Origin of the sequence: Pseudoalteromonas sp. PS5, assembly GCF_004103255.1 — a bacterium.
GTDB classification, from domain to species: domain Bacteria; phylum Pseudomonadota; class Gammaproteobacteria; order Enterobacterales; family Alteromonadaceae; genus Pseudoalteromonas; species Pseudoalteromonas peptidolytica.
Genome location: NZ_RCSQ01000011.1, coordinates 1 through 24,386 on the forward strand (window position 1 = coordinate 1; position 24,386 = coordinate 24,386).

24 protein-coding genes and 1 riboswitch are annotated in these 24,386 nt (G+C 42.7%); of the genes, 10 read left to right on the top strand and 14 right to left on the bottom strand.

The genetic code is table 11. The annotated features are described in order from the left end of the window. Positions 1-18: 18 nt before the first annotated feature. The gene (locus D9603_RS01650; protein WP_128729807.1) at positions 19-921 is read right to left on the bottom strand and encodes a 2-dehydropantoate 2-reductase; all 903 of its coding nucleotides are present in this window, start codon (positions 919-921) and stop codon (positions 19-21) included. After that, positions 914-1,264 carry a VanZ family protein gene (locus tag D9603_RS01655; protein WP_192503246.1) on the bottom strand — a complete coding sequence of 117 codons (351 nt, stop codon included), beginning with the start codon at positions 1,262-1,264 and terminating at the stop codon, positions 914-916. The genes D9603_RS01650 and D9603_RS01655 overlap by 8 nt, the downstream gene beginning before the upstream one ends. Positions 1,265-1,410: 146 nt before the next feature. Between D9603_RS01655 and D9603_RS01660 the strand changes: the two genes are divergently transcribed. The 3 genes from D9603_RS01660 to D9603_RS01670 all read left to right on the top strand — a co-directional run bounded on the left by D9603_RS01660 (position 1,411) and on the right by D9603_RS01670 (position 5,584). Beyond that, a complete protein-coding gene (locus D9603_RS01660; RefSeq protein ID WP_128729809.1) occupies positions 1,411-1,893 on the top strand; it encodes a YajQ family cyclic di-GMP-binding protein in 483 nt (160 codons plus the stop codon). An 88-nt stretch (positions 1,894-1,981) separates the two neighbouring features. Beyond that, a riboswitch (cobalamin riboswitch) is annotated at positions 1,982-2,224 on the top strand. A gap of 34 nt (positions 2,225-2,258) precedes the next feature. After that, positions 2,259-4,121: a TonB-dependent receptor gene (locus D9603_RS01665; RefSeq protein ID WP_128729810.1), complete on the top strand. Its 1,863-nt coding sequence runs from the start codon at positions 2,259-2,261 to the stop codon at positions 4,119-4,121. A 485-nt stretch (positions 4,122-4,606) separates the two neighbouring features. Continuing rightward, a complete protein-coding gene (locus D9603_RS01670; RefSeq protein WP_125252160.1) occupies positions 4,607-5,584 on the top strand; it encodes a hypothetical protein in 978 nt (325 codons plus the stop codon). Positions 5,585-5,635: 51 nt separating this feature from the next. Here D9603_RS01670 and msrA read toward each other — a convergent pair whose 3' ends face one another. The 3 genes from msrA to D9603_RS01685 are packed head-to-tail and all read right to left on the bottom strand — an operon-like array spanning position 5,636 to position 10,327. Then, positions 5,636-6,169: a peptide-methionine (S)-S-oxide reductase MsrA gene (gene msrA / locus D9603_RS01675; RefSeq protein WP_128729811.1), complete on the bottom strand. Its 534-nt coding sequence runs from the start codon at positions 6,167-6,169 to the stop codon at positions 5,636-5,638. After that, on the bottom strand, positions 6,170-9,268 hold the full coding sequence (locus D9603_RS01680; RefSeq protein WP_128729812.1) for an efflux RND transporter permease subunit: 3,099 nt from the start codon (positions 9,266-9,268) through the stop codon (positions 6,170-6,172). 6 nt (positions 9,269-9,274) lie between these two features. Further along, positions 9,275-10,327 carry an efflux RND transporter periplasmic adaptor subunit gene (locus tag D9603_RS01685; RefSeq protein ID WP_128729813.1) on the bottom strand — a complete coding sequence of 351 codons (1,053 nt, stop codon included), beginning with the start codon at positions 10,325-10,327 and terminating at the stop codon, positions 9,275-9,277. A 228-nt stretch (positions 10,328-10,555) separates the two neighbouring features. Here D9603_RS01685 and D9603_RS01690 point away from each other — a divergent pair, with 228 nt between their 5' ends. The 5 genes from D9603_RS01690 to D9603_RS01710 all read left to right on the top strand — a co-directional run bounded on the left by D9603_RS01690 (position 10,556) and on the right by D9603_RS01710 (position 14,808). Beyond that, positions 10,556-11,260 (top strand): DUF2982 domain-containing protein, encoded by a 705-nt coding sequence (locus tag D9603_RS01690; RefSeq protein ID WP_125252156.1) that lies wholly within the window; start codon positions 10,556-10,558, stop codon positions 11,258-11,260. 22 nt (positions 11,261-11,282) lie between these two features. Then, a complete protein-coding gene (locus tag D9603_RS01695) occupies positions 11,283-11,615 on the top strand; it encodes a hypothetical protein (protein ID WP_125252155.1) in 333 nt (110 codons plus the stop codon). A gap of 16 nt (positions 11,616-11,631) precedes the next feature. After that, positions 11,632-13,317 carry a DUF1566 domain-containing protein gene (locus D9603_RS01700; RefSeq protein WP_128729814.1) on the top strand — a complete coding sequence of 562 codons (1,686 nt, stop codon included), beginning with the start codon at positions 11,632-11,634 and terminating at the stop codon, positions 13,315-13,317. Positions 13,318-13,327: 10 nt separating this feature from the next. Further along, positions 13,328-13,831: a DUF1566 domain-containing protein gene (locus D9603_RS01705; RefSeq protein ID WP_128729815.1), complete on the top strand. Its 504-nt coding sequence runs from the start codon at positions 13,328-13,330 to the stop codon at positions 13,829-13,831. Between the two features lie 206 nt (positions 13,832-14,037). Then, complete coding sequence (locus tag D9603_RS01710) at positions 14,038-14,808, top strand: YggN family protein (RefSeq protein ID WP_128729816.1); 771 nt, start codon at positions 14,038-14,040, stop codon at positions 14,806-14,808. Here the strand turns inward: D9603_RS01710 and D9603_RS01715 are convergent. The 7 genes from D9603_RS01715 to D9603_RS01745 all read right to left on the bottom strand — a co-directional run bounded on the left by D9603_RS01715 (position 14,788) and on the right by D9603_RS01745 (position 19,991). After that, positions 14,788-15,636 (bottom strand): amidohydrolase family protein, encoded by an 849-nt coding sequence (locus tag D9603_RS01715; protein ID WP_128729817.1) that lies wholly within the window; start codon positions 15,634-15,636, stop codon positions 14,788-14,790. The genes D9603_RS01710 and D9603_RS01715 overlap by 21 nt on opposite strands. A gap of 17 nt (positions 15,637-15,653) precedes the next feature. Then, a complete protein-coding gene (locus D9603_RS01720) occupies positions 15,654-16,382 on the bottom strand; it encodes an SDR family oxidoreductase (protein ID WP_128729818.1) in 729 nt (242 codons plus the stop codon). Positions 16,383-16,385: 3 nt separating this feature from the next. Continuing rightward, entirely contained in the window at positions 16,386-16,874 is a 489-nt protein-coding gene (locus tag D9603_RS01725) for a peptidylprolyl isomerase (protein ID WP_128729819.1), read from the bottom strand. Positions 16,875-16,975: 101 nt separating this feature from the next. After that, positions 16,976-18,472 (bottom strand): LysM peptidoglycan-binding domain-containing protein, encoded by a 1,497-nt coding sequence (locus D9603_RS01730; protein ID WP_170178627.1) that lies wholly within the window; start codon positions 18,470-18,472, stop codon positions 16,976-16,978. 27 nt (positions 18,473-18,499) lie between these two features. Continuing rightward, on the bottom strand, positions 18,500-19,432 hold the full coding sequence (locus D9603_RS01735; protein WP_128729824.1) for a hypothetical protein: 933 nt from the start codon (positions 19,430-19,432) through the stop codon (positions 18,500-18,502). 41 nt (positions 19,433-19,473) lie between these two features. Beyond that, positions 19,474-19,764, bottom strand: a complete 291-nt coding sequence (locus tag D9603_RS01740; RefSeq protein WP_125252148.1) for a cell division protein ZapA — start codon at positions 19,762-19,764, stop codon at positions 19,474-19,476. Then, the gene (locus D9603_RS01745; RefSeq protein ID WP_125252147.1) at positions 19,764-19,991 is read right to left on the bottom strand and encodes a DUF904 domain-containing protein; all 228 of its coding nucleotides are present in this window, start codon (positions 19,989-19,991) and stop codon (positions 19,764-19,766) included. Before D9603_RS01745 ends, D9603_RS01740 begins: the two co-directional genes overlap by 1 nt. A 225-nt stretch (positions 19,992-20,216) precedes the next feature. Between D9603_RS01745 and rlmJ the strand changes: the two genes are divergently transcribed. Further along, positions 20,217-21,059, top strand: coding sequence for a 23S rRNA (adenine(2030)-N(6))-methyltransferase RlmJ (gene rlmJ, locus D9603_RS01750; RefSeq protein ID WP_128729820.1), 843 nt, complete (start codon positions 20,217-20,219; stop codon positions 21,057-21,059). 78 nt (positions 21,060-21,137) lie between these two features. Here the strand turns inward: rlmJ and D9603_RS01755 are convergent, their stop codons facing one another. Further along, positions 21,138-21,707, bottom strand: a complete 570-nt coding sequence (locus D9603_RS01755) for an alkylphosphonate utilization protein (protein ID WP_128729821.1) — start codon at positions 21,705-21,707, stop codon at positions 21,138-21,140. A 344-nt stretch (positions 21,708-22,051) separates the two neighbouring features. After that, entirely contained in the window at positions 22,052-22,807 is a 756-nt protein-coding gene (locus tag D9603_RS01760; RefSeq protein ID WP_128729822.1) for a transporter substrate-binding domain-containing protein, read from the bottom strand. Positions 22,808-23,091: 284 nt separating this feature from the next. Between D9603_RS01760 and D9603_RS01765 the strand changes: the two genes are divergently transcribed. Beyond that, complete coding sequence (locus tag D9603_RS01765) at positions 23,092-24,369, top strand: HDOD domain-containing protein (protein WP_125252143.1); 1,278 nt, start codon at positions 23,092-23,094, stop codon at positions 24,367-24,369. Positions 24,370-24,386: the final 17 nt, after the last annotated feature.

Here is a 24,386-nt window from a genome sequence, read left to right on the forward strand (position 1 = left end):
TATTAAGGCTAATTGGTATTACACTGAGGTATTCAACTCACATTTCTTTACTTCGTCGAGCAGTTGCTGATTATAAGGAACGGTAATATGTTGCTTCGCAGCTAACTTGCAGATATATCCAGACATGGCATCAATTTCACTGCGTCTATTATTCGCGATATCCTGATTCATCGAAGAGTGATTTTCTGCTGTTTGCATCATCACGGTGTAGGCAAGCGTCAGTAACTCGTTCAGTGCTACGTTAACCCCAGCCTTTGCAGCTATAAACTGTACTTCATTCATTAAATTGAGTATTCGGGCCGCATATTTGGGCTGCCTGAGCTGACCATTTTTGATTTGTTCAAGTGCGCTTAATGGGTTAATAGCAATATTTACAGCGAGCTTTCGCCAAAGGATTGGCATGATGTCAGAAGTGGTTTGAGCATTTTTGAATGTGCCAAACAGCTGTGAAAATAGCTTTTGATAATGACATTGAGCTGACAAATTTAGAGGGCCAAACCAAGTCGCTCCTTGGCCTGTATGGTATACCGTATCTTTAACCTTGTATCCTGCAATAGAGGTACTTAAAAAGTAAGCTGACTGATTGCTACCTAATTTGGCCAGTTCTTTTGAGTAATCAACCATGCCATTATGGCTTAAGATCAAGCTGCCATGTGCAGATAGCTTTGGGTAGAGCTCAGTGATAGCGTCAACGACTTGGTAAGCCTTAACAGGAATAATCAGGGTGTCAATGCTTTTTGCTGGGATCTCAGTTGATAGTGTATGTTGGCATGCTATTACTTGAGTGTCACTTTGTTGCTGGTAGTGGTAGGTTACAGCACGTTTTGTTCGTGTGATCAAGGTTACGTGATGAGACTGATTCAGATGTTGAGCCAGTAGCAAGCCTATCGCACCATCACCAACAATGTGGATACTAGCCATGTTGCTTTTTACGCCAGCGCGCCCAAAAATAAAATAACACAAAGTAGCTGATCGCACCGGCAACATCAGCAATAAAATCTGCTGTTGATGCTTGACGGTAGGGCAGTGAGTCTTGCATCCACTCTATTCCCGCACCGTATAAAGAAAGCAGGAGTAAGTGAAACCAAACCTTAAACTTAAATGCGTGGTGCGAGATAAAAGCGAGTATAAAAAAGACACCAAAATGCGCTACTTTATCGACATGTGGAAATAGCCTTGGAGACAAGCTCACTTCCTTAGCAAATAGCACAGTACATATGATTAAAGAAATAATTAACAAGGTTTTATAAACGCGCCGTGTCACAATTCATTCCACTTCTACATGACTAAGTCGGCAGTATAACATTGAAAACTGGCCATTGGGTGAACATACATAGGGTAAAAACTTAAAATAACTCAAACAGAGTATAAACTGTTATAATCCAGCCAAAACGACTTTAGGAGAGAAGCATGCCTTCATTTGATATTGTATCTGAAATAGAAATGACAGAAGCAAAAAATACCGTAGACAACGCGGTTCGTGAACTTGATACTCGATTTGACTTTCGTGGTGTTGATGCCTCTATTGAGTTAACAGGAGAGGTGATCAACCTAAAAGCTGAAGCAGAACAACAAGTAATGCAGTTGTTTGATATGCTTGTTGGCAAAGCAGCCAAACGTGGTTTAGATGTAGCAAGTTTTGAATTAAAAGACATTGAGCGTTCGGGCAAATATGTGTCACGTAAAGTTGCCCTTAAACAAGGGATCGATAAAGACATGGCGAAAAAGCTAGTCAAGTTGATCAAAGACTCAAAAGTTAAAGTTCAGGCCTCAATTCAAGGTGATACAGTTCGTGTAACTGGTAAAAAGCGTGATGACTTACAAGAAACTATGCAGCTTATCCGTGGCGCAGAGCTAGGACAGCCTTTCCAGTTTAAAAACTTCCGCGATTAACCTTGCCTATGTTAAAAGTGCAGCACGCTGCACTTTTAGATTTCTAGACGTCCATTGACAATTCCTTCTAAACCCAAGACAATAGCCACGAATTTTCAAGGTGCTATGCACAACCTAGTTTGGTTGCCAAGTGCATAGATAATCGGGAAGTTGGTGCGAACACAAGGGAACAACTAAATAGTCTTGATACTAGGTACGCGAAAGTATCACAATCAGGTGTATTATTTAGTGTGGATCGGTTCAATGCCTGCGCTGCCCCCGCAACGGTAGAGTTAATATGCAAATCCAAGTTAACTGAGCCCGGAGACCGGCCTTGAGACAGTCACTTTGTGTTCTTGTACGGTGGGTACAAGTTAGGGGAAACCATGTTAAATAAAACTGCTCTAAGCGCAGCCATCACTGCGGCGCTCTCTTTTTCTGTATTTGCAGATCAAAATATTGAACACATCACAGTCACGGCGAACAAATTTGAACAGCCACTTGAAAGTGCACTTGCCGCGATCTCGGTGATCAGTCGTAGCGACATCGAAAAAAGCAATGTGCAAGATGTGGTTTCATTACTTGACAATGTCGCCGGTATTCAGGCCGTGAGAAATGGTGGTTTCGGCCAAAGCGTGAGCTTATTTTTACGCGGTAATGATGCCAAGCATACCTTGGTTTTAGTTGATGGTGTACGAGTTACTGACGCTAACTCGGGTGATAATTCGTTAACGAATATTCCATTAAATAGTATTGAAAGAATTGAAATCATTCGTGGTGCGAAGGCGGCAATTTATGGTTCTGATGCGATTGCTGGTGTGATTAATATTATCAGTCGTGAAGGTAACCACAACACCATTACGTTAACATCGGGTAGTCACAATTATTCTGATATTGAAGCAACAGCAAGCTATAAAAAAGATAAGTTCACTCTGTCAGCTAATGCGGGGTATAGCCATACTGATGGCTATGACGTAATTGAAAAAGATCCTCAGGCTATTGTCGGTAAAAACCATGACCGCGATGGTTATTATAACGGTAACGCAGGCTTAACTTTACAGTATGGTGATGAGCAAAGTGGTATTTTTAGCCTTCGCTCACAGTACAGTGAGGGTGAAGGTGAATACGATGCTTGGGGAAGTGATGCCTATCGTTTTCATAACTATACCAATAAATTAGCATGGAAAAGAAGTTCCGAAAAACTTAGTCAGCATGTTTCTTATAGCCTTGGAAAAGAGCAAAATGTTCAAATAGGCAGTAGTGCTGATGACAACGCTTATGTAACAAAGCGTGGACAATTTGAATATCAATCTCAGTATCATATCAGTGAAGCATTGAGCTTAACGGGTAATATAACGTTTTTAAATGAAGATGTTGGTGAATCAACCGCTACGTTTTCAGAATCTGAGCGTGACAATCTCTCAGTGGCATTTGGCGGTTTTTATAATGATGAAAACTGGCTAGCAGAGGTCGTGTTAAGAACTGATGACTATGACTTTCACGGTCGAGCAAATACCTATACCTTAGCGCTAGGTAAACAAGTTACGGATGGGCTGAGCGTAAAATTCAATCATGGTAGTGCATTTAGAGCACCTTCTTTATCTCAGACTTTTGTTATCGATAGCCCGTATTATTTACCTAACGCTAATCTGAGCCCTGAAGAGGCAAAAAATAGCGAAATCATCGTTACTTATAGTGATGAGCGTTTTCGAATTGAAGCGGCAGTGTATGATAATCGCATCACCGATAAAATCGTTTATGAACCGAATAGCGATTGGAAGTACGTACCGTTTAATATTGAACGGGCTGATTTTGAAGGTGCAGATTTAGTTGTTGAAGTTGAAGATAGTTTTGGAGTTGAACATACACTCAATGCCAGTTACGTTAGTGCAAAGGATGCAAAAACACAGCAGCAATTGCAGCGTCGTGCTAGACGCACGCTGACCTATACGATTAGTAAAACATGGCAAGATGTGGATGCAACCCTGACGTTAGTGCATCGTGGTGAGCGCAACGATAAAGTATGGGGAGCCCAAGGTTCATATACTGTAACGTTACCGTCTTATACCGTATTTAATTTAGCTGCAAACTATACTTTCTTCGATAGGTTCAAACTAACAGGACGCATTGAAAACCTGACTGATAAGCGCTATTTCAATGCAACTGCTGGGGAAGCGAAAGATGGCTCGCTACTCGGTTATAAACCACCGGGTCGACAGGCATACGTTGGGGTAAGCTACCGCTTCTAACCTCAGGCTTCAATCGTGCTTGAAGATAAAATAAAGCACGCGTCTATCCACTTTTATCAAGATTAACCTGATTATCAGGTTAATCTTTAATCTCATTTTTCTTACCTATAAAGTTAGCTGCTTCGGTTGTGTTATCAATTAGTCTGACTACTAGTTCAATTTTAAGGAGTAAATCAGACGCTAATTACGTTAAAAACTTCTTACTCAGAACAACTGAAAGCAAGTCTCCCTGGTGCTCGACAAGATCTCTTGGCTCAGAATAGGTCACTTAATTAAGTGAATAGGTACAAATTACATTTGTAACTAGCAATCTTAGTGAAATTTTGTTAATAATGAGTCTCGTTTTTGTTATTTTTTAAGCTTTTTGTTACTACAACTGGAGTGTTTAGTTAATTGGCTATCTTTAACGACATAAGTTGGTTAGACAGCAAGGGGTATTGAAATATAAAGACGAGCTAGCATTTAACAACTTCAAGGAAAAGAGTATGAAGTCATTTTTATTAGGACTAGTTGGCCTAGGGTTGGTTACGTCCGCCTATGCCAGTGAACTAGATTTAGCGACACAACCCGATGTCACTACACAAGCAATGAGTGGTGATTTTGCCTGGTTTAATGCCCAGTCCCAGACTTGCCGTCAGATCCGAAGCATGCTGTATTACCGCCACCCCGGTAATGATCATTTGACCCCTGTGTCAGTGCCTGTGGTTTATACTGGAGGGGAATGTTGGTCTACAGGTAGGACGACTTCTAGCCAAGGGCCTAAAGCAATGTATGATCAGGTCTCAGCGATTATTCATCAGCAATTTTCTAATGTTGAGCATAACTATAAAGAGTTAACCACAGATATAGTAAATACGGTTGCGGCGCAAGCGAGCGCGACTAAAGTTAGCCACACCACAAACTTATTTGGCACTATGCACATGAAAATAGCAGGTCGTGTGGATGGGCAAAATAAAGTACCAGTTTTAATTGATGGGTTCGACTTAAAGTCTTACGCCAAATTTCGTAAGAAACAGCTTGGTATGAATATCTATATTCATGTTCATATTAATAATGAGAATGTTACCATTAAGGGTAAGTATGACGTGCGAACTCAGCAGCTTGAGTTAGACCCTTTGATTTCAAGCTTTAAACCTGTGGTTACCACAGAGGTTGAGTTACCATGGATCCTAGATCTGATGGATCGCTTGACTCCTGGGATCTTTGATAAACTTTATACTGAATTTAGTCGCATTGTAATTGATGTCTTTGAGTTCCTAGGTGTGGATATGAGCGAGGATATTCCCCAAGTGATTAAACACAATGTGCAGCTTATCGGGGCTGGGACTGTACCGCTTAAAGGGCTGGACAATTTAAGGCCTGGAGATACAGCAAACCTAGAGATGGAAGTAATGCGAGGGCATCTACGTATTAAGGATGGTCAAACAAGCTTCTATGTATTTGCAGTACCTATGTTACCGTAGTTTCTGTTGCCGAGTGCATGGCGCACTCGGCTTTTCTAAACATCGAGTCATTTAGTTTTTCAATTTTGCCGCAAATCGGCTTTCGAACTTGGCAACCTTGGGTGCTATCATCACACTGCAATATCCTTGATTTGGATTCTCAGTAAAGTAGTCCTGATGATATTGCTCTGCAGGATAAAAGATCGGAGCTGGACTTATTTCGGTTACAATTTTCTCAGGTAGCTGAGGTTGCAGCTGCGCTATATAATCTTGAGTTTGCTGTTGCTGCTGCTCGTTGTGATAAAACACTACGCTGCGATATTGTGTACCTATATCATTGCCTTGACGGTTAAGCTGGGTCGGATCATGCAGCGTAAAAAACATCTCAAGTAGTGTGATAAAGCTGACCTTATCAGGATTAAATTGCAGCTGCACCACCTCAGCATGTCCACTGTCACCACGACAGATCATTTGGTACGTAGGCTGATCCGTATGACCGCCAGCATATCCCGATGTTACTGCTTCGACGCCACTGACACGGCGAAATGCCGCGTCAATGCACCAAAAACAGCCACCACCAAAGGTTGCGGTTTGTAAGTTTGCCATCTACATCTCCTGCTCTGGATATTGTTGAGATTGCTCTTCTAGGCGCTTGCTCGTCTCTTCTGGAGATTGGGTCTTTTTCGCCAGTAAAGTGTAAGCCGTTGGGATCACAAATAACGTTAAAATGGTCGCAACGCTTACACCTGCAAAGATCACGACGCCAATAACCATACGGCTTTCAAACCCAGGACCAGTAGCAAACACCAGCGGAATAGAACTCATCACAGTGGTTAACGAAGTCATAATGATAGGCCTAAGTCGTTGTGCTGCGGCATCGACTATTGCTTGCTCAAATACAATTCCTTTATCACGAAGCTGATTGGCAAATTCAACGATCAAGATACCATTTTTAGCACTTAGCCCAATAAGCATAACGATGCCAATTTGGCTGTAGATATTTAATGTACTATCCGTTAAGAATAGTCCATACATAGCACCGACTAACCCCAATGGAACAGTCAACATGATAACTAAAGGGTGCACGAAGCTTTCGAACTGTGCCGCTAGGACCAAGAAAGTCACGGTGAGCGCAAGAATAAAGACGTAAGTCATTGCTGATGCGCCTTCATAAAATAATTGAGACTCACCTTTATAATCAATAGCACCATCTATGTCATTTTCTTCTGCGGCAACTTTATTTAAAAAGTCCAGAGCCTGTTCAAGCGTATAGTTACCAGCAAGGTTGGCGGTGATAGTGATTGCACGCATACGGTTATAGCGATTCAGTCGTGCTGCGGTTGCTTCTTCTTTTATCGTAATCAAGCTGTCTAAAGGCACCAGCGCATCACTTCTAGACTTAACGTAAATATCAGCAATATTGTCAGGCGCAGAGAAGTCTGCTTTGGTACCTTTTAGAATGACGTCGTATTCCTCACCTCGATCAATAAAGGTAGTTACGCGGCGTTGTCCAAGCATGGTTTCTAGTGTTTGCCCAATTGCATTGACGGACACACCTAGATCGGCAGCTCTGGTTTTATTAATACTGATCAGAAACTGCGGGAAAGTTTCTTTGTAGTCATGATCTAAGCGAACCAGTCCTTTGTTATCCCGTGCTCGGGCAAGTATACGGTCGCGCCATGCTGCCAATTCATCGTAGTCGTTTCCTTGAAGCACAAATTCGATGGGGCGAGCATTGCCACCGCCACCAATACCTCGGCGCATGATGGCAAATGCACGAATGTCAGTGACTTCTTGCATTTTACCACTGATTTCATCAATGACTTCCCACGTTGAGCGTTTGCGTTCATCCCAGTCTGGCATACCAATAATCGCAACTCCTCCTTGGCCACCCCAACCAGGGACACGGACAAGAACACGGCTTAATTCGTTGGATTCGACGTATGGCAGCAACCTTTCTTCGATTTTGGCCATATTCTCGGCGTTATTTTCATAGCTTGCGCCTTCGGGGCCATTCATCATGACAAAAAATGTACCGCGATCTTCTTTTGGCGTGAGCTCTGATGGGATTTGTTGAAATAAGCTGTAGCTAGTAAATCCAGCTAGTGCAAGCATTACGATCAAACTATATTTTCGCGTCAAGTTTCTTTGTAATACACGACGGTATGCTTGCTCAAGTCGACTAAACTGATTATCCATCCACTGACTAAAGCGGTTTTCTTTATTGCTTGGCTTTAATACCTTGGAACACAGCGCTGGCGACAATGTTAACGCGGTAATACTTGAGAACAAGACAGCTGCGCTTACTGCAAAAGCAAACTCAGTGAATAACGCACCAATACGACCGTCCATAAATACGAGAGGGATAAATACCGCAACCAGCACTAGGGTGGTGGCGATAATAGCAAAGCCAACTTCCCGTGCCCCTCTGTATGCTGCGAGTAATTTTGGCTCACCAAGCTCAATGCGACGATAAATGTTCTCTAGCATTACAATGGCATCATCAACCACTAAGCCAATTGCTAGTACAAGTGCAAGCAAGGTAAGGAGGTTAATGGAGTAGCCCATGGCAAGTAAGAACATAAAAGTGGCGACGAGGGCCACAGGAACTGTCACAGCGGGAATAAGAGTTGCACGGATATTGCCAAGGAAAATGTAAATAACCAGCACCACCAAAATCATGGCAATCGCTAAGGTACGATATACCTCAGTGATAGATTCTCGAATAAAAATAGAAGAGTCATAGCTGTCTTGGATTGTGGTACCTTGCGGTAAATTACGCTTGATTTTTTCAAGCTCTTTACGCGCATTATCAACGACTTCCAAAGTGTTGGCTTTGGCTTGTTTGACAATCCCAAGGCCAATCATATTTTTACCATTGCCTCGAAAAGTACTTTCATCATCAGCCGCTTCAAGATGTACATCAGCAACTTCGCCTAATCGTACTAAGTAACCTTGTTCACCTCGTTTAATAACAAGGTTGTTGAAGTCGTCTTGCGTTTTATAACTTCTGGCAATCCTTACCGAGAAGTCGCGGTCAAGAGACTCAATCTCACCGGCGGGGAGTTCAACGTTCTCCCGACGTAATACTTGCTCTATGTCACTGCTGGTGATCCCTCGAGCCGCCATGGCTTGTCTGTTGAGCCAAACTTTCATCGCGTATTTACGCTCGCCACCAATGCGAACATTAGACACGCCATCAACAACAGCGAGGCGGTCAACTATAAAGCGCTGGGCATAATCGGACAGTTGCAACGTATCCATAGTTTCACTGTTTAATACAAACCAAGCGATGGGGCTATCATCACTATTGGACTTAGATACTTCTGGGGGTCTGACTTGTTCTGGTAGCCTATCAAGTGCTCGTGATACTCGCTCGCGCACATCATTTGCCGCTGCATCAATGTCACGGTCGATGTTAAATTCTATGGTGATATTTGAGCTACCGTTGCGACTGCTCGAGTTAATACTTTTTATACCCTCAATACCAGAAATATGGTTTTCTAGAATTTGGGTGATTTTGGTCTCCACGACTTCCGCAGAAGCGCCCGTGTAGTTAGTACTTACGTTAACTATGGGACTTTCAATGTCTGGATACTCTCGAAGCGGTAGCATAGTAAATGCGACCAGACCAAAGGTCAGTAATAGCAAGTTTATTACGATCGCGAAGATCGGGCGTTTAACCGCCGTATCAGTGATTTTCACGCCGGTTTACCCCTTAATTTCCACTTTTGATCCTGAACGGATTTTTAATGTGCCTTCGGTGATCACTTGTTGGCCTTCTGCTAAGCCTTTATCAATCGCAACCCAGCCGCTAAAACGAGTTTGCAAGTGCACCTCGCGTTGTTGGGCTTTACCCTCTTTGTCAACGATAAAGACATAGTGTTTGTCTTGTCGTGGAATAATACTTTTCTCTGGGACGACAAGGGCTTCAAATCTCGCCAGCTCAAGTGCGATGTGTAGCAACATACCAGGGCGTAGCCTATATTCTGTGTTGGTAAAACTTGCTGTAACACGTACTGAACGAGTTTGTTCATTGATGCGCGGATCTATATGGGATACTTTTCCGGTAAACGTTTGTGCTGGATAGGCCTCGCTATTTGCACTCACTTGCATACCTAGTTGCAGTTGAGCTAGGTATTTCTCAGGAACTTGGAAGTCAACTTTGATGATGCTGATGTCATCTAATGTGGTGATCACGGTACTATTATTGACGAAGCTACCCATTGAAACATTTCGAGTACCAAGTAAGCCATCAAAAGGTGCATACACAGTCATTTCCGCCAATTTGGTCTTCGTTGCTTCAAGCTGCGCTGTTAATGAGTCTACTTTAGCTGATTGTGCCTCTAACTGCGAGCGGGCCGCAGATTGGGTTTTGGCGAGATCTTTGAGTCTGTTAAGCTGTCGAATTTCTTCTTTTAGCGTCACTTTTAACGCTTTTATGTCGAGCTTTTCTTCTGCGTCACGTAACTGCACGAGTTTGTCGCCTTGCTTTACTACAGCTCCGTCGTCAAAGTACAGTTGCGCAATATAATCGCTTTGCGCGCTGGTTACGTTTATGGCTTGATTTGCGCGTGCAGAGCCAATTGAATTAACGGTAATGACACGCTCTTCCTTTGCTACTGTGTGTGCTTGAACCGGTGTTGCCGATACTGCTCTGCCATTTGCTTTTCCTTGGGATGCTGGTAAATATAAATAGCCGCTGATCGCGACTAGCACTATAATAATAAAAGGAAACAGTGCTTTCCCTGATTGATGACGCATATAGGTGACCCAGATTATAATTTGTTTCTAGTTTACAAAAATAAAGGCTAGCAAACTCGACGGCATATCCTGTAAATTTGTGCGTTAAACGAAAATCTAATTCAATTTAAGTATTTGTACCTAAATTAAATATTATGAAAAGCAGTCACTCTTGTAAACGGTGTATCACAATACGTAAATTGGTAGTATGGGCGATCATTATGTACTTTTTTTACACTTGGTATACGTATGCTTGAAGCTAAATTACGTGCAACAGCAAACAGACACGGTGCTGAATTTATGCTTGTCGGTGCCATCGGCCTGGTGGTGATCATGCTTTTTGTCAATCTTCGTGGCACGCCTATTTCGATTATCGAAATATTTCTAGCGAGTGCCATGCTAGTCGCTATCTTTATCGGTTTTTTGAAAAGTCAGCAACCCTACTTTAGTTTATGCTTTAATGAACAAGAGTTTAGCTATGTACACAAGTATGGAGCTTGGTCTCTTCCTATTGTAAACTTTCACTCAAGTGGCATACCGAGTGTGCAACAAGGTATTGAAACACTTGAGTTAAATACAGTTGGTATTAAACTTAATGATATTGACGCATTTTTAATTAATCTAACCCCGAGGCTTGCGGGTAAATTATTGATAGAACAGCGGCATATTTTTTTACAAGCTGTTAAAATACATTGTGAAAATGGCAATTGCCCATCGGAATGGTTAATAGAAGATACAAGTTATCGTTCCAAAGCTGGTAAAGAATACACTGGTTTAATGGCAATGTTTGCAAACCGAATGGATAATTTAAAAACGGTTACAGGTTATGATTTACTTTTGCCTGCGACCGCTTTAGACAGGGATATTTGGCAATTTTCAGCCATGTTAAACCGCTGGAAACTAAACCCTAAAGAGGTGGTAAACGCATTGTTAGAAGAACATACCACCCATTGAAGATGTAACAGGATACACCAATATGAGCTTAGAGACGGCCTATATTAAAAGTGGGCGCAATACCATTATTCACAAAGAGAAGAAATTAGATCTTGTGATTGTTAATGGTGAAGCACACCCAAAAATCATGGTGACGGCCAATGGCTTGGTGCCTTTTAAGGAAGAGCTACCAAGAAACCGAAGAGAAGCGAAAGAGCGCTACCTAGAAGTTGTCCATGTTGCAAGCGTTGATGTGTTTGGGGAAGTGAAGCGCTTGCTATTTATTCAAGCGTTAGATGGCCGTGAGTATAAAGTAGATTACAGCAAAGTGGGCACCAAGTTGTTTGTTCGCATACATCAAGAGAGTTACTTGTAACTTAAATAGGGATTATATGACAGCGTTTAGGGGAAGTTGGTGTTTATTAGCGTTGCTACTTAGCGGCTGTGGCGGAGGCTCTGGTGGTAGTGAGCCTACACAAGTGAGCGCTTCGGTAAACGCTGGAATGGATCAAGAAGTAACTGAAAAGACCGACGTTACTTTGAATGCTACAGGATCTCCTGCGGGTGGAACGTTTAACTGGCAAGTTGTGTCTGGTGCGACAGTGAGTGAGTTTCCCATCACAGATCAACAAGCAAGCTTCGTTGCGCCAGATGTTAAGGCTAATGTCGATTTATTAATCCAAGTGGATTATGTTGCGCCAGATGGCAGTCTTGCCAGCGATCAGGTGATGGTTTCTGTTAAGTCTAATAACCAACTACCACTGGTCAATATTACGCAAACAGCGCCTGAGACACTACCTGCAACATATCAAGATACCATCACTCTTAGCGGCGAGGGATCTTCCGATCCAGATGAAAACGGTCAGATTGTCGCCTATCAATGGCAACAGCTAAGTGGTCCCAGCACCATACAACCATCAAGTCTGAACAGCGCAACATTATCATTTATCCATCCTTTATTAGATATGGCACAAACATCAGTGTGGCAATTGACCGTCACAGATGATGAAGGGGGGCAGGCGAGTAATCAGTTTCCAGTGGGATTATTAGCTAATACCCCAGTCGTGGTCGCGAATGCAGGAAGTGATCAGCAGGTACAAGCATTTGATACGGTGACGCTAGATGGCTCTAAAAGCGATACAGTGTCTGGTCAAAAGCAGTGTAGTTGGAGGCAAATACCAGCCACCACCACTGTCTCGTTAACTGCACCAAATGATTGTGTGACCAGTTTTATTGCCCCAGATAAAAATGTGTTATCAAAAGCTGAATTTGAGCTTACAGTAACAGACTCGCAAAACCGCACTGCGACCGATAATGTGGTCGTTGATATTGAGAAAAAACCACTGGGTAAACTCAATGATAGTGGTCAACTTGCTTGCTACGACAACAATACTGCAATTGCCTGCAACAGCGATAGCTTTAGTGGTCAAGACGCCTTACGTGGGCGAGACTATTTTGCAACGCAAGTAGCGAAAGAAGGTCGAGGTAACGCCGGATTTGATTTTACCAAGCTGAACCAGTTTGCTGATGAGTTACCTGATGATGCGACTGACTTTGCCTGTATTAGAGACAATGTGTCAGGACTTATCTGGGAAGTAAAAGAGGCCAGTGCTGGGACGTTACCGAATACCTCTACACGCAACGCACAAAATAGTTATACCTGGGCGTTATCTGTAGATGGCACATTTGCGGAAGGCAGTGTGCAATCAACGGCGAATACCAGCTGCCCGCAAGATAACCACTGTGGAATTCAAGCGCTAATTGATGAAGTTAATAACCCTGCCACTGGAGAGCAAAGCTATTGTGGAGGTAATAATTGGCGTTTACCAACGTACATGGAGCTGCTTGGTTTGTTGGATTTTAGCTATGCAAACTCGGCGGTTATTGATCAATCACTATTTCCCAATTTGCCTGCCTCTGCACTACTTGGGCACCGCTACTATTGGACGACGCAATCAAGTTTAGATGGCACAGGAACAGCGCTTCGACGTGCTTATGTGATAGACATGGATACTGGTAACGATTTTGCTGTTGAGAAGTCGAGTAAGGCATTTGTGAGATTGGTTAGAAACCCATAAGGAGAGCACTATGAAGCATGTGATTTCGATGCTACTCACGATATTATTTTCAACTGTAGGCTACGCCCAAACGTGTGTTGGTACAGTGACGGATACAAGCCGTTATACGGTAAATGCGAATGGCACGATACTCGATAGTCAAACTGGACTAATGTGGCAGCGTTGTAATTTTGGACAAAGTTACAATAGCACTTCACAAAACTGTGAAGGGGATAGCCAGCAGCTAACATGGCAGCAAGCATTAATAGCAGCCAGCCAAGACAGCTTTGCAGATTTTAGCGATTGGCATGTGCCAAATATCAAGGAACTGGCGAGTATTGTACTACATCAATGTGTTGCGCCTGCTGTCAATGCCACAATATTTCCTACGACAAAAAGTAACAACTATTGGTCTGCAACGACGCAAGCGAGTCAGCCAACATTTGCGTGGGCATATCAGTTTGCGGATGGTAAGAATAATCCAACCAATAAAACATCGGATGCCTTTGTTCGATTAGTGCGCTACTATCAGTAAGCACGTTACTGTCGCTTTTTGGCCTACCCCGTAGTCAGTTCTTAGCGTGGTAGGCAGATAACTAACTTATCGTTTATAGATTTCACTCTACATTACTTTTTTGACCTGCACGCAGTTTTCATCTATCTAAAATGGCTTTGGGAATGTTTGATATTTTGCTACTCTCTCGAAGTATTTTATTTCTTATATACTACACAGGAGGCCATGTGAATCGATTAATCAGTGCGATAGCCGTGTCTTGTGCAGTATTGACCACTTCGGTACAGGCAAAAAGCAAATGTGACGTTGAGCTTGGACATGGTCTTATTATTACGGATAATGAAATCCGAATTGTTGACGACGGACAAACGCGTATTCAAATCAACAACGATAGCCAGCTTTTTATTCTTGGACGCTGGATTGAGCTTGACCAACAAGGCGAGGCTGTCGTTCGTGAATACTCGCTAGGTATCCGAGATACGGTACCAGAGTTAGTTAACTTAGCTACGGATGGGGTCAATTTAGGGTTAAGTGCCATTGAGCAGGTTGTCGAAGGTATGTCAGATAAAGAGCCCGAGGTACTCAAAACTCAGCTGCAATATGTCGAACGTGCCCTCATGGACAAGTTCAAACGCGGTGATGACTTCTTTTTTATCGCACCACAATCATTGTCAAAAATTGATGATTTTTTTACTAAGGAAATTAGCCAAAAAATTCATTCTGCTGTGCATGGCTCGTTAGGGTCGATCCTCGTCTCTTTAGGTGATGCGTTTAAGTCTCGAGAAGGCAATATTGAAGATAGGATTAATGATATGGGGCAGCGTATGGAGATCATCTCAAAAGAGATAGACAAGTCACTACAGAAAAAAGCCCATCAGTTAGAGGAAAAGGCCGAAGAGTATTGTGAGTGCTTAAACTCGTTGGATAAAACGGAAGAAAAACTACAGCGTATAGTCCCTGAGTTGGTTGCTTATGATCTAGTCCAGATCCGTTCTTAAGTGATAACACTTACTGGCGTTTTCTCGACTCAGCTTGTGCCAAGTGGATGAGAGTCCGATAACATTAAAATAGTCTTGCCAAACTTGCCAGTAGTGCTTTTGCATCAATGAGACCGGATAATTTGAGCCTAACATTAAGCTATCTTCACCAGCATGGTCAATGAGGTGACCTAGCCATTTGTCCAGTGCCATCGGGCTTTGAAGCATCTCATGGCCGGAGCACTTAATCATGACATTCTTTAAGGTACTGATCCGCTGTAAGACAGCCGTACATGGTTGTGTTTGTTCTATAAACCCTGCATGATTAAACACGATTTTTAGGCTAGGGTGGCGCTGTGCTAGTGTCAGTAATAATTCTATTGTGTCGCACTGTGAGAAAGCTAACTGCGCTTCAAAATGCAAGCCCAATGATGCAAGGTAGATTAGATTTTCTTGCAGCCAAGGCGTATGCAAACGGCGACTATCTGCGCCTTCTGTAATATCTCTTACTGCAACAAGCGTCGGTGTTACTAGGCGAGTAATGGCTGCACTAAACTGTTCTGGCGGTGCATCAATCGGTGCGTAGCCAACAGCTTTAAATGAAAACCCTGTGAGAGTTTGTGCTAACCAATGCAGCTCGTTGATAGGGTTTTGATTATCAAAACCGGCTTCAATATGCACCAGCCCAGCCAAAGTAAATCGATCATGAGCAGGAATGCTTGCGAGGTGGTGATTTTGCCTGATCTGCGCTAAGTTCGGCCAAGCTGGTGGATTGTGCTTGAGCCAAGAGTATTGACCCTGTGCCAAATCAAAAAAGTGTAGGTGGGTATCAATAATCGGTAGGCTCATTGTAGGCTCTCTGCTTGCTACTGTGCGGTATAACCGCCATCAATACTTTGTAAGCTGCCGGTAATAAAGCTGGCGTCTTCACTGAGTAAAAAAGCCACAAGTGCCGCAACTTCCTGAGGTTGTCCCAAGCGCTCTAGCGGTTGTAATTTTGCTTCCTCAGCGACTATCTGTGATTTGTCGGCGCCACTTCGTTGACAGTAATTGTCAATGGCATGGTGGAATAGCGGCGTTTCAATTGTACCTGGACATACCGCATTAGCGCGGATATTAAATTTAGCGTAATCCAACGCCGTGGTTTTAGCCATAGAAGCGAGAGCACACTTACTCAGGTTATAAGCAAAAGAGTTAGGCTTACCAACCAGCGCTTGATCCGACGAAATTAACACGATACTTCCGGCTTTTTGTGCCTTCATACTGGGTAATACGGCTTGAATAGCAGCGTAAGCACCTTTTACATTTAGCGCGAATAAAGCGTCAAATGTCGCTTCATCGGTGTCTTCAATCGTTGCGCTTAGGTGTTTTCCGGCGTTTGAAACCAGCGCATCAATATGTCCTAATTCTGTCACAATTTCAGAAATGACACCCTTTACATCAGCGACTTTACTAACATCACAGTGACGAAAAATACCCTGCTCGCAAGGTACTATATCTAGATTATAAACTGTGTAATGTTGCGATAGCAGCTTGTTGACAATGGCTTGGCCAATGCCAAAGCTGCCACCGGTAACGATGGCAACTTTTTTCATAACTTAATGTCCGCAACCACCTTCTGCATGCACGTGACCATGGGAAATTTCTTCCGCTGTGGCTTCACGTACAGAGATGACTTCAACAGCAAATGTTAGTGTTTTACCGGCAAATGGGTGGTTTAAATCACAATCTGCATTAAAACGACCGACTTTTACGATTTTTACTTGATGACGTCCCTGATTTGAATCAACGATAGCTGTCATGCCTGGTTTCCACACTTTGCTATCACCAAGACCTTGTAGGTGTTTGATAGGGATACGTTGCACTAAGCCTTCTTGGTACTCCCCATAGGCTTGCTCTGGAGTTAAGGTTACTGTAAAGCTATCACCACCTGTTTTGCCTTCAAGTTCACTTTCAAGCCCTGGTAGCATGCCTTCAGTGCCGTGAAGATAGTTTAGCGGATCGCCATTTTTGCTAGACTCGATTTGGTTATCACCTTCATGAAGTGTGTAGTGAAACTCTACCACTGTGTTCTTTGCAATTTGCATAAGTAAACCTTAAATAATTAGTCCTAGGTGATGTTTGCTGCATCAACCGGTAAAGGTAGTAGTTTACGTGAGTGGCATTCTGGGACGCAAGTTTCTCGAGATTAATTCGGCTCTTCATTTGCCAAAGGTTTCCCATGGCGAAGTAACGACTGGATGACTTTTACCCTATTGACGGGGGCGGGGGGAAGCGGTTCTTGTTGATGCTGCTGCATATCTACCGCTGGCAGTAGTAAGGTCAATACTTTCCCTGGTTTAATCAGTGTTTGTGCAGTAAGTGAATTCCAATTGAGTAAGTCTTTTACCGCAACATTGTATCGACGGCTTATCGTCCATAACGATTCTCCCGTTTTGACAGTATGGTGATGCGCACGTTGAGGTAACGGCTTAGCTTCAATTTCCTTTATATAGGGACTTATTTCATGGTCAATGAGCCACTGTTGTTGGGCTGTGTTTTTGGATATCCGTAATGTTTCTCCCACACGGATTAAGTTAGAGGTTTTATTGTTAAGCGCCTTTAGCGCTGTCACACTCATGCCCGCATTAAGTGCGATACGATATAGGGTGTCATTAGCTTTGACGGTGTAGCCGTGACTAAAGTTGTCTCTAAAAAATGCGCTTTGTAATAATGTTTTTTGGGGCAGTGGTAATAGCACGACATGTGGCCCACTTGGTGAGCTTCGGTGCTTTAAAAAGCCTTGATTTAACGCGTATATTTCGCGCTTATCTATTCCACTTAGCTTAGCGAGTTGCCCAATATCAAACTGTTGGCCGATATCTAGTACGGATGTTGTGGCGTGATTTGGTAAACTGGGAATAGTAAAATCTGAAGGCGCGGTTTTTAATAAATGGCTGAGTGCGAGCAACTTAGGCACATACTCAGCAGTTTCTTTTGGTAATTTCAGATGCCAAAAGTGTGTTGGTTTCCCTGCTTTTTTATTTTTCGCAATGGCTTTTTTGACTCGTCCCTCACCACTATTATATGCCGCAAGTGCGTGTAGCCAGTCACCATTAAAACGTTGGTGTAAATATAAAAGGTACTCCAAGGCTACGTCGGTTGAGGCTAAAACGTCTTGTCGTCCGTCATACCATTTGTCTTTTTTAATCCCAAAATGATAGGCTGTGGCATCAACTAGCTGCCAAACTCCGACTGCATTTTGGGTAGATTTGGCTCTAGGCCTAAAGTCACTTTCAACAAATGGCAGCAAAGCGATTTCCATTGGCAGCCCTTTACTTTCTACTTTATTGACTACGTGATAGAAGTATGGAACCGCCCGCTGATTAACGACCTGAAGATAATTAGGTTGTGATAAATACCATTTTATACGTTTATCCAGCCGAGGATGAGAAGCAGTATTAAAGCTAAGCCGATGACGAACATATTGCCACAAATCATCCTCATGAGTGGAGCTTATGTTCTTTTTGGGTGTAATTACTTTAGGCTCCGGGGACGCTTCTGGTTGTTTTGTAGGCACTACGGGCACTTGGGTAAGCGCGGACAAAATGGCTTGCCTGCTTACTTGTACACTGCTGCTACTTTTACACCCGCTGAGTGTGACCATCAGCACAACAGCATATAGCGTTATTAAGACTCTGTTCATCCTTTAACTATACCGAGAGGCTAAGTATTATTCAAAGTCAGTTTGTTGTTGAATATGCTGCCATTGTGATATTGCACGTTGTTGTTGCTGCTTATTTGAGTACAAAGTGGTTATTTTTTCAATAACTTGCTGTTCTTTGGTCTGATTTAGTAAGGTGAAAAATTTGTCCGGGATAGAGAGCATATTAGGTTTATATGGCTTTCCTGTTGCAGGTAACACCCAGCTTAGTGGTCTGGAGCGTAGAGTCTGGAGTGCCTGTTGCCACTGTTGCCAATGCTTTCTATGTACTAAGGGGACTAAATCGACATTGTAGCCACCAATTAGCCCCTGCGAATGAGGAAGATAGATGGTGAGATCTGAGCCTGTGAATCCTGTAAAATTTGCAATGTTAACTTCTACTTCGCCTAAATTCAAAGAGGTGATGTGGGTATCAAGAGTCTCACTTGAACGAAAGTGAGTTATGCGTTCTGACCAGCTTGCCACTCTTTGTTTGGCAATCGTCAGCTTTTCTTGCCAAGCACCCTGCTGGTCTTTATCTAGAGTGGAAACTCTGGTCTTACTCAGGTCAATACTTTGTTCAAACAGCGCTAATTGTGCAGCGAAAGCCTGCTGTAGCTTATCGCTTGAAGTCTTTGTTGGGCTTAACCATACCAGTTTTGGAAAAGCATGCTGTAGTAACGCGATGCTAGTATCTTGCTTTATATCTGAATGTAGTGAAACCGCATAGCAAAGAGGGACGCTGAATCGACTTTTTAGTATTGAAATAAGCGCTTCTGTTGCGACCAGATCACCATGGATGGAAGCGAGTAGCGCACAGCGCTGGCCAACCACTAAAGCCTGATTGGGGATCAGTGGCTGGTTTTTTCCTTGAATAAAGTAAACCGAATCATTTAGCTGATGAAGCGAAATTGCATTGCTCGCGCTGCTGCGAAAGCTTATTACCGATAACACTAGACTCATAAGTAAAGTGATGTGGTATAGCAGCGGTTTACAGATGTTTATCACTTTGTATCGCCAGATGTTGGTGTGAGCTTATCAAGGAGAGAGGAGACAAAATCAGCATCTTGCTGCTGTTTCAATTCTAGTGCTTGTAAATCGTGGCATAAGTGCAAAGCGGCAAGCAGCAGTGCACTATGGTCATTACGAACGGTTGAACGTTTACGCATTTCTTCAACACGCCTATCAAGTAGCGCTACGGCATTATGTAGCGCTTGCTCTTGATCTGGTGCGCACGCGAATTGATGCGACTTGCCAAGCAACGTGACTGTTACTTGGTTATTTTGCTCAGACATTAGCTCGCCTGTTGGGTCTGCAACTTATCTAGTAAGCCCGATAAAGAAGAGCTAAATTCTTTTTGCTTTTCTTCACTTTCTAGCATTTCGAGCTGTAATGTTTCATTTTCATCGATGAGTTTTTGATTTTGTTCTTTCAGTGCCGAAACTTCCAATTTTAACTGATTATTTTGGCTCAAAAGTTGGTCAATCAACTGGTCGAGTTTTTGGAGATCTTGGTTATTCATAAATGCGCTCATATGACTGTGATTTGTCATGCAAATGTAAAACAAAGCGGCCGAGGATGCTAGTGTTTACGCGACTTTCTGCTGATTTTTCTCAACTTTTAAGCGATAATAGCGGTATTCGAATATTTTGTTCATAAGTGATTCAGATTAAAGTTAAAAATAGATGAATAACTGCTCAAACTTAATCCGTTTCAATTAGCAAGCTACTTTTAGCAAGGCAGGTTTATGCTCAGTTACAGACACTCTTTTCATGCAGGTAACCCTGCCGATGTAATAAAACATTTAGTATTGGCGGAAGTATTGTCATATATGGTCAAAAAAGAGAAGCCTTTTGACTATGTTGATACACATTCAGGCGCAGGCTTTTTTGAACTTGCAAGCGATGATGCACAAAAAACTCAAGAGTATTTGCAAGGGATCGCAAAATTGTGGCAATACTCAGGCGCTGTGACAGCTATTAGCGACTATATTTGTTTGATTAAATCGTTTAATGAAGGAGAGCGACTGAGTCATTATCCAGGTTCGCCAAAAGTTGCTGAGCATTACTTACGCCGCCAAGATAAAGGATGGTTTTTTGAGCTACATCCGAGAGATCTTGAACTATTGCAGCAAAATACTGCGCATAAAAAGTCATTACGAGTAACTGGTAGTGATGGTTTTAAAGGGTTGCTGGGCCTAGTGCCACCGGCATCCAGACGTGCTTGTGTATTAATGGATCCGCCCTACGAGATAAAGTCGGATTATGACGTTGCTGTGCAAAGCATCATTAAAGCATACAAAAAGTTTGACTCTGGTGTGTATATGATTTGGTATCCGGTTGTAGACCGAGCGCGCATTGACGCCATGGAGTCACAGCTCATCGACTCTGGTATTCGTAATATCCAGTTATTCGAGCTCGCGACCCGTGCAGATACCCAAGAAAGAGGAATGACGGCATCGGGCATGTTAGTGATTAATCCACCTTGGACGTTAAAAAAGACGATGGATGCGGTGCTGCCTGAACTTGTCACTTTGCTTGCTGAAGAAGAAGGGGCATTTTATCGCAGTATTCAGCTAGTTGAAGAGTAGGGTTGTAAGTCACCTGAGTGCTGGATAATGCAAAGCTTTTCTTGCTCTTTATCCACACTCAAGGTAACAAGAATAGGGTTACTTTTTAACAAATTTTGTCAAGATTACAATGTTCTGACCTTCAACTCTTCCTTCAATATGTTCGGAGTTGGAAGGTGACAGGCGGATATTTCGCACCGCAGTACCACGTTTAGCCACTAAACTACTGCCTTTTACGTCTAGGTCTTTGATCAAGGTAACGGTATCTCCGGCATTTAACTTCACGCCATTGCTGTCAAGGTGCACAATATCGTCATCTTCCGCAAGTACTTGTTCAGCCCATGCTTGGGTATCATCTTCTAGATAAAGCATATCTAACGCATCTTGCGCCCAGCCATTCTCAGTAGCTAAACGGTTAAGCATACGATAAGCCACGACTTGTACCGCAGGTACTTGACTCCACATGCTGTCATTTAAACAGTGCCAATGGTTAGCGTTTAAGTCTTGTTGACCTTCAACTTGGTCTTTACAAAGCTGACAAAGGTACACGCATTTATCTGAATGCGCTTCGTTGACTGGTGGTACCTCGTAGACGTCAAGGTTTGTAGTTGATGTGCATAATTCACATTGATTGTTACTGCGCTCAGCTAGCGCGGCAGCGATTGTCATAATAACTTCCCAAGCTATAAAGCGGTGATTATAGCAAGAAACGCACTTGATACTCAGCTAGAAAAGGGCAATTTATACCAATTCTCTTAATTAATTGGTCTTTTTTGGAGGCGAGAAAACCTTGTCGATAACCCCGCTACCGCGTCCTGCTATCGCCAAGGTACATACACCCGTGTAGGCAAGGCAAAAATGTTGCTACTTAGTTGTTCTAAATGAGAATTTTTAACGCTGTTAGCGTCAGATTTACTCCTTCAAATTGAACAAGTATTAAGTCAAATTGGTATTACTCCTTCAAATTGAGCAAGTATTAAGGCTAATTGGTATTGTGCAAAGCTTGCTTTACATCAATTTGCTAATGCGTGATTAACTGGCGTGTTTTTGTTGAGTGGGAGTGTGCTGGTGTATTGTCGCTCAATTCTTTCGAATTCTCCCGCTTGCTTTAAGGCTGCAATCGCTTGATTGAGAGGCTTGAGTAGCTTTTTATGTTTAGCAAGTAAGCGAAATGCCAGCATGCCTTCGGAGTGTAATTGATTAAAGATAAAAGCAACACCAAGCTGCTCTGACCAATATTGAGCAGGTAAGTCACCGATAATAATGTAGTCAATACGTTTCAATTTTAACGCTAATAACAATTCTCTTTCAGAGGCAAAGTCCACTCGATGAAACTGGTTATCGTCGTGGTAATAGTAGCCTCGAACAGTCCCAACCTTTTTTCCTGTAAGCGTTAAAGCGGGAGGGTGCGATGGACGAGTCACAATATATTCTCTAATGCTAAGTATCGGCTCCGAGTAGATATATCGAGGGTCTTTTTTCTGTTCATCATTTAGCCAGTCTGGGCTAATAATATCAAAGTCAATCTGCTGCTGTTCCAAATATGCGTTAGTACGCTTAGCTGGAAGTAGTAGGTTTTCCCCCCGGATCTCTGCATGGCTCAATATTGCTTCGACTGTTTCTGGAAATATACCAGGTTTTTCGGGGTTATGAGTAAAGTAGGGATAAAAGCTACCCGAACCACTTAAACTATATTTTAAGTAGGGGGTGAGGTCAGCTTTAACAAAGCTTGTGAAAGTAAAGAACCAAAGAATTAAAATTTGCTTCATAGTCCCATCTTAGCTTAACTGCTCAAATAAAGACAAGGGAGCGCTGAAGCTTTTAATAAGTAACCTAGACTTGGTATAACTCATTTCCTGCTCCAAGTTCAGGTCAAGTACTATCTGTTTTATCTATATTGCAATCAAGCTGCTGTAAAACCACACTTAAAATGAATAGGTGGTAACTTTTGGTTATAAGTGTTGTAAAATATAGAAACTTTTTATTGCCCAAGGCGTAACCATATTATACGCTTCCAGATACGTGGTTTCCTTTTGGCTTCTAAAGGATACGAATGTTAATGAGTGGTCCGGTGACTGAAATTCGCAAATCAGCAGTACAGTATATTGCTAGGCAGGCTATTTTGCGGCCTGATCAGGAAGTTTTTGCCTATGAGCTGCTTTATCGTGACTCAGACAATAACGCGTTTCCTGTTGGGGTGAGCGATGGTCAAGCAACCGGCCGAATGTTCTTTAACTCGCTTATGTTTATCGGGGTAGACCGATTAGCCGCAGGGCAGTTAGCCTTTATTAATCTCTCCGATGAATCACTATTACAAGAGTTGCCAAAACTACTTTCTCCACAAAAAATTGTGATTGAGATAGTGGAGCGTTCGAAAGATATTCCTTCTTTAGTGAATACTGTGACTAAACTCACGCAAAAAGGCTACCGCTTTGCTCTGGATGATTATGATGGTGATGCTAAGTGGGAGCCGTTATTACCGTTAGTAGAGTTTGTCAAAGTGGAAGTTGAGCAGCCGATCATAAAAACAAATATGGCTGTGAAGCGGCTGAAGCGACAGTTTCCTGATATAAAAGTCATCGTTGAGCGGATCGAAACAAAAGACGAATTTGAGCTTATCAAAACCTCAGGCGCTGACTATTTTCAAGGCTTCTTTTTCGCTAAACCGGAAATGCTCAATCACGGTAATGTTGAACCATCAAAAATGGTGGTATTCCAGCTGCTACAGGCGACAGCCAAAAAATCACTTTGTTTCAAAGAAATACAATCTCGGGTGAGTAAAGATCTTAGCTTAACAGCCAGATTATTGAAGCTTGCCAATGCCAGAGCTGGAGAAGAAAGATTAGAAATTAAGTCAATTTCTCAAGCGGTTGTATATCTCGGTGAAGATGCAATAAGACAGTTTGTTAAAGTTCTTGCGCTGAGTGAACTTGGTTCTGATAAGCCAAGTGAGCTTACTAGAATGGGCTTAGTACGTGCTAAATTTGTAGAGACCTTTCTCATGCCTGGTGGTGAAGAAATGGCTGAAACGGGCTACTTATTGGGATTGATGTCTATTTTGGATGTTATCCTCGATGTCGAGCTTGCTGTTATTGCATCTGAGTTTTCACTTGATGATTCACTCTCAAGTGCACTGCTGAGCTATCAGGGGTTGCTGGGGGGCGCTTTGCGTTTGGCGTTTGAAATTGAGCGGAACGATTGGAAAGAAGCCGAGCGTATACTAAAAGCGATTAGACCTGCCACACCAACCAACTATTTATATGATATGGCGCTCGCTAGTAGAGCATATGCGGATGATATTCTCTCCATCGTTACCGAAGAGATTGAATAATACCAATTGACTTAATA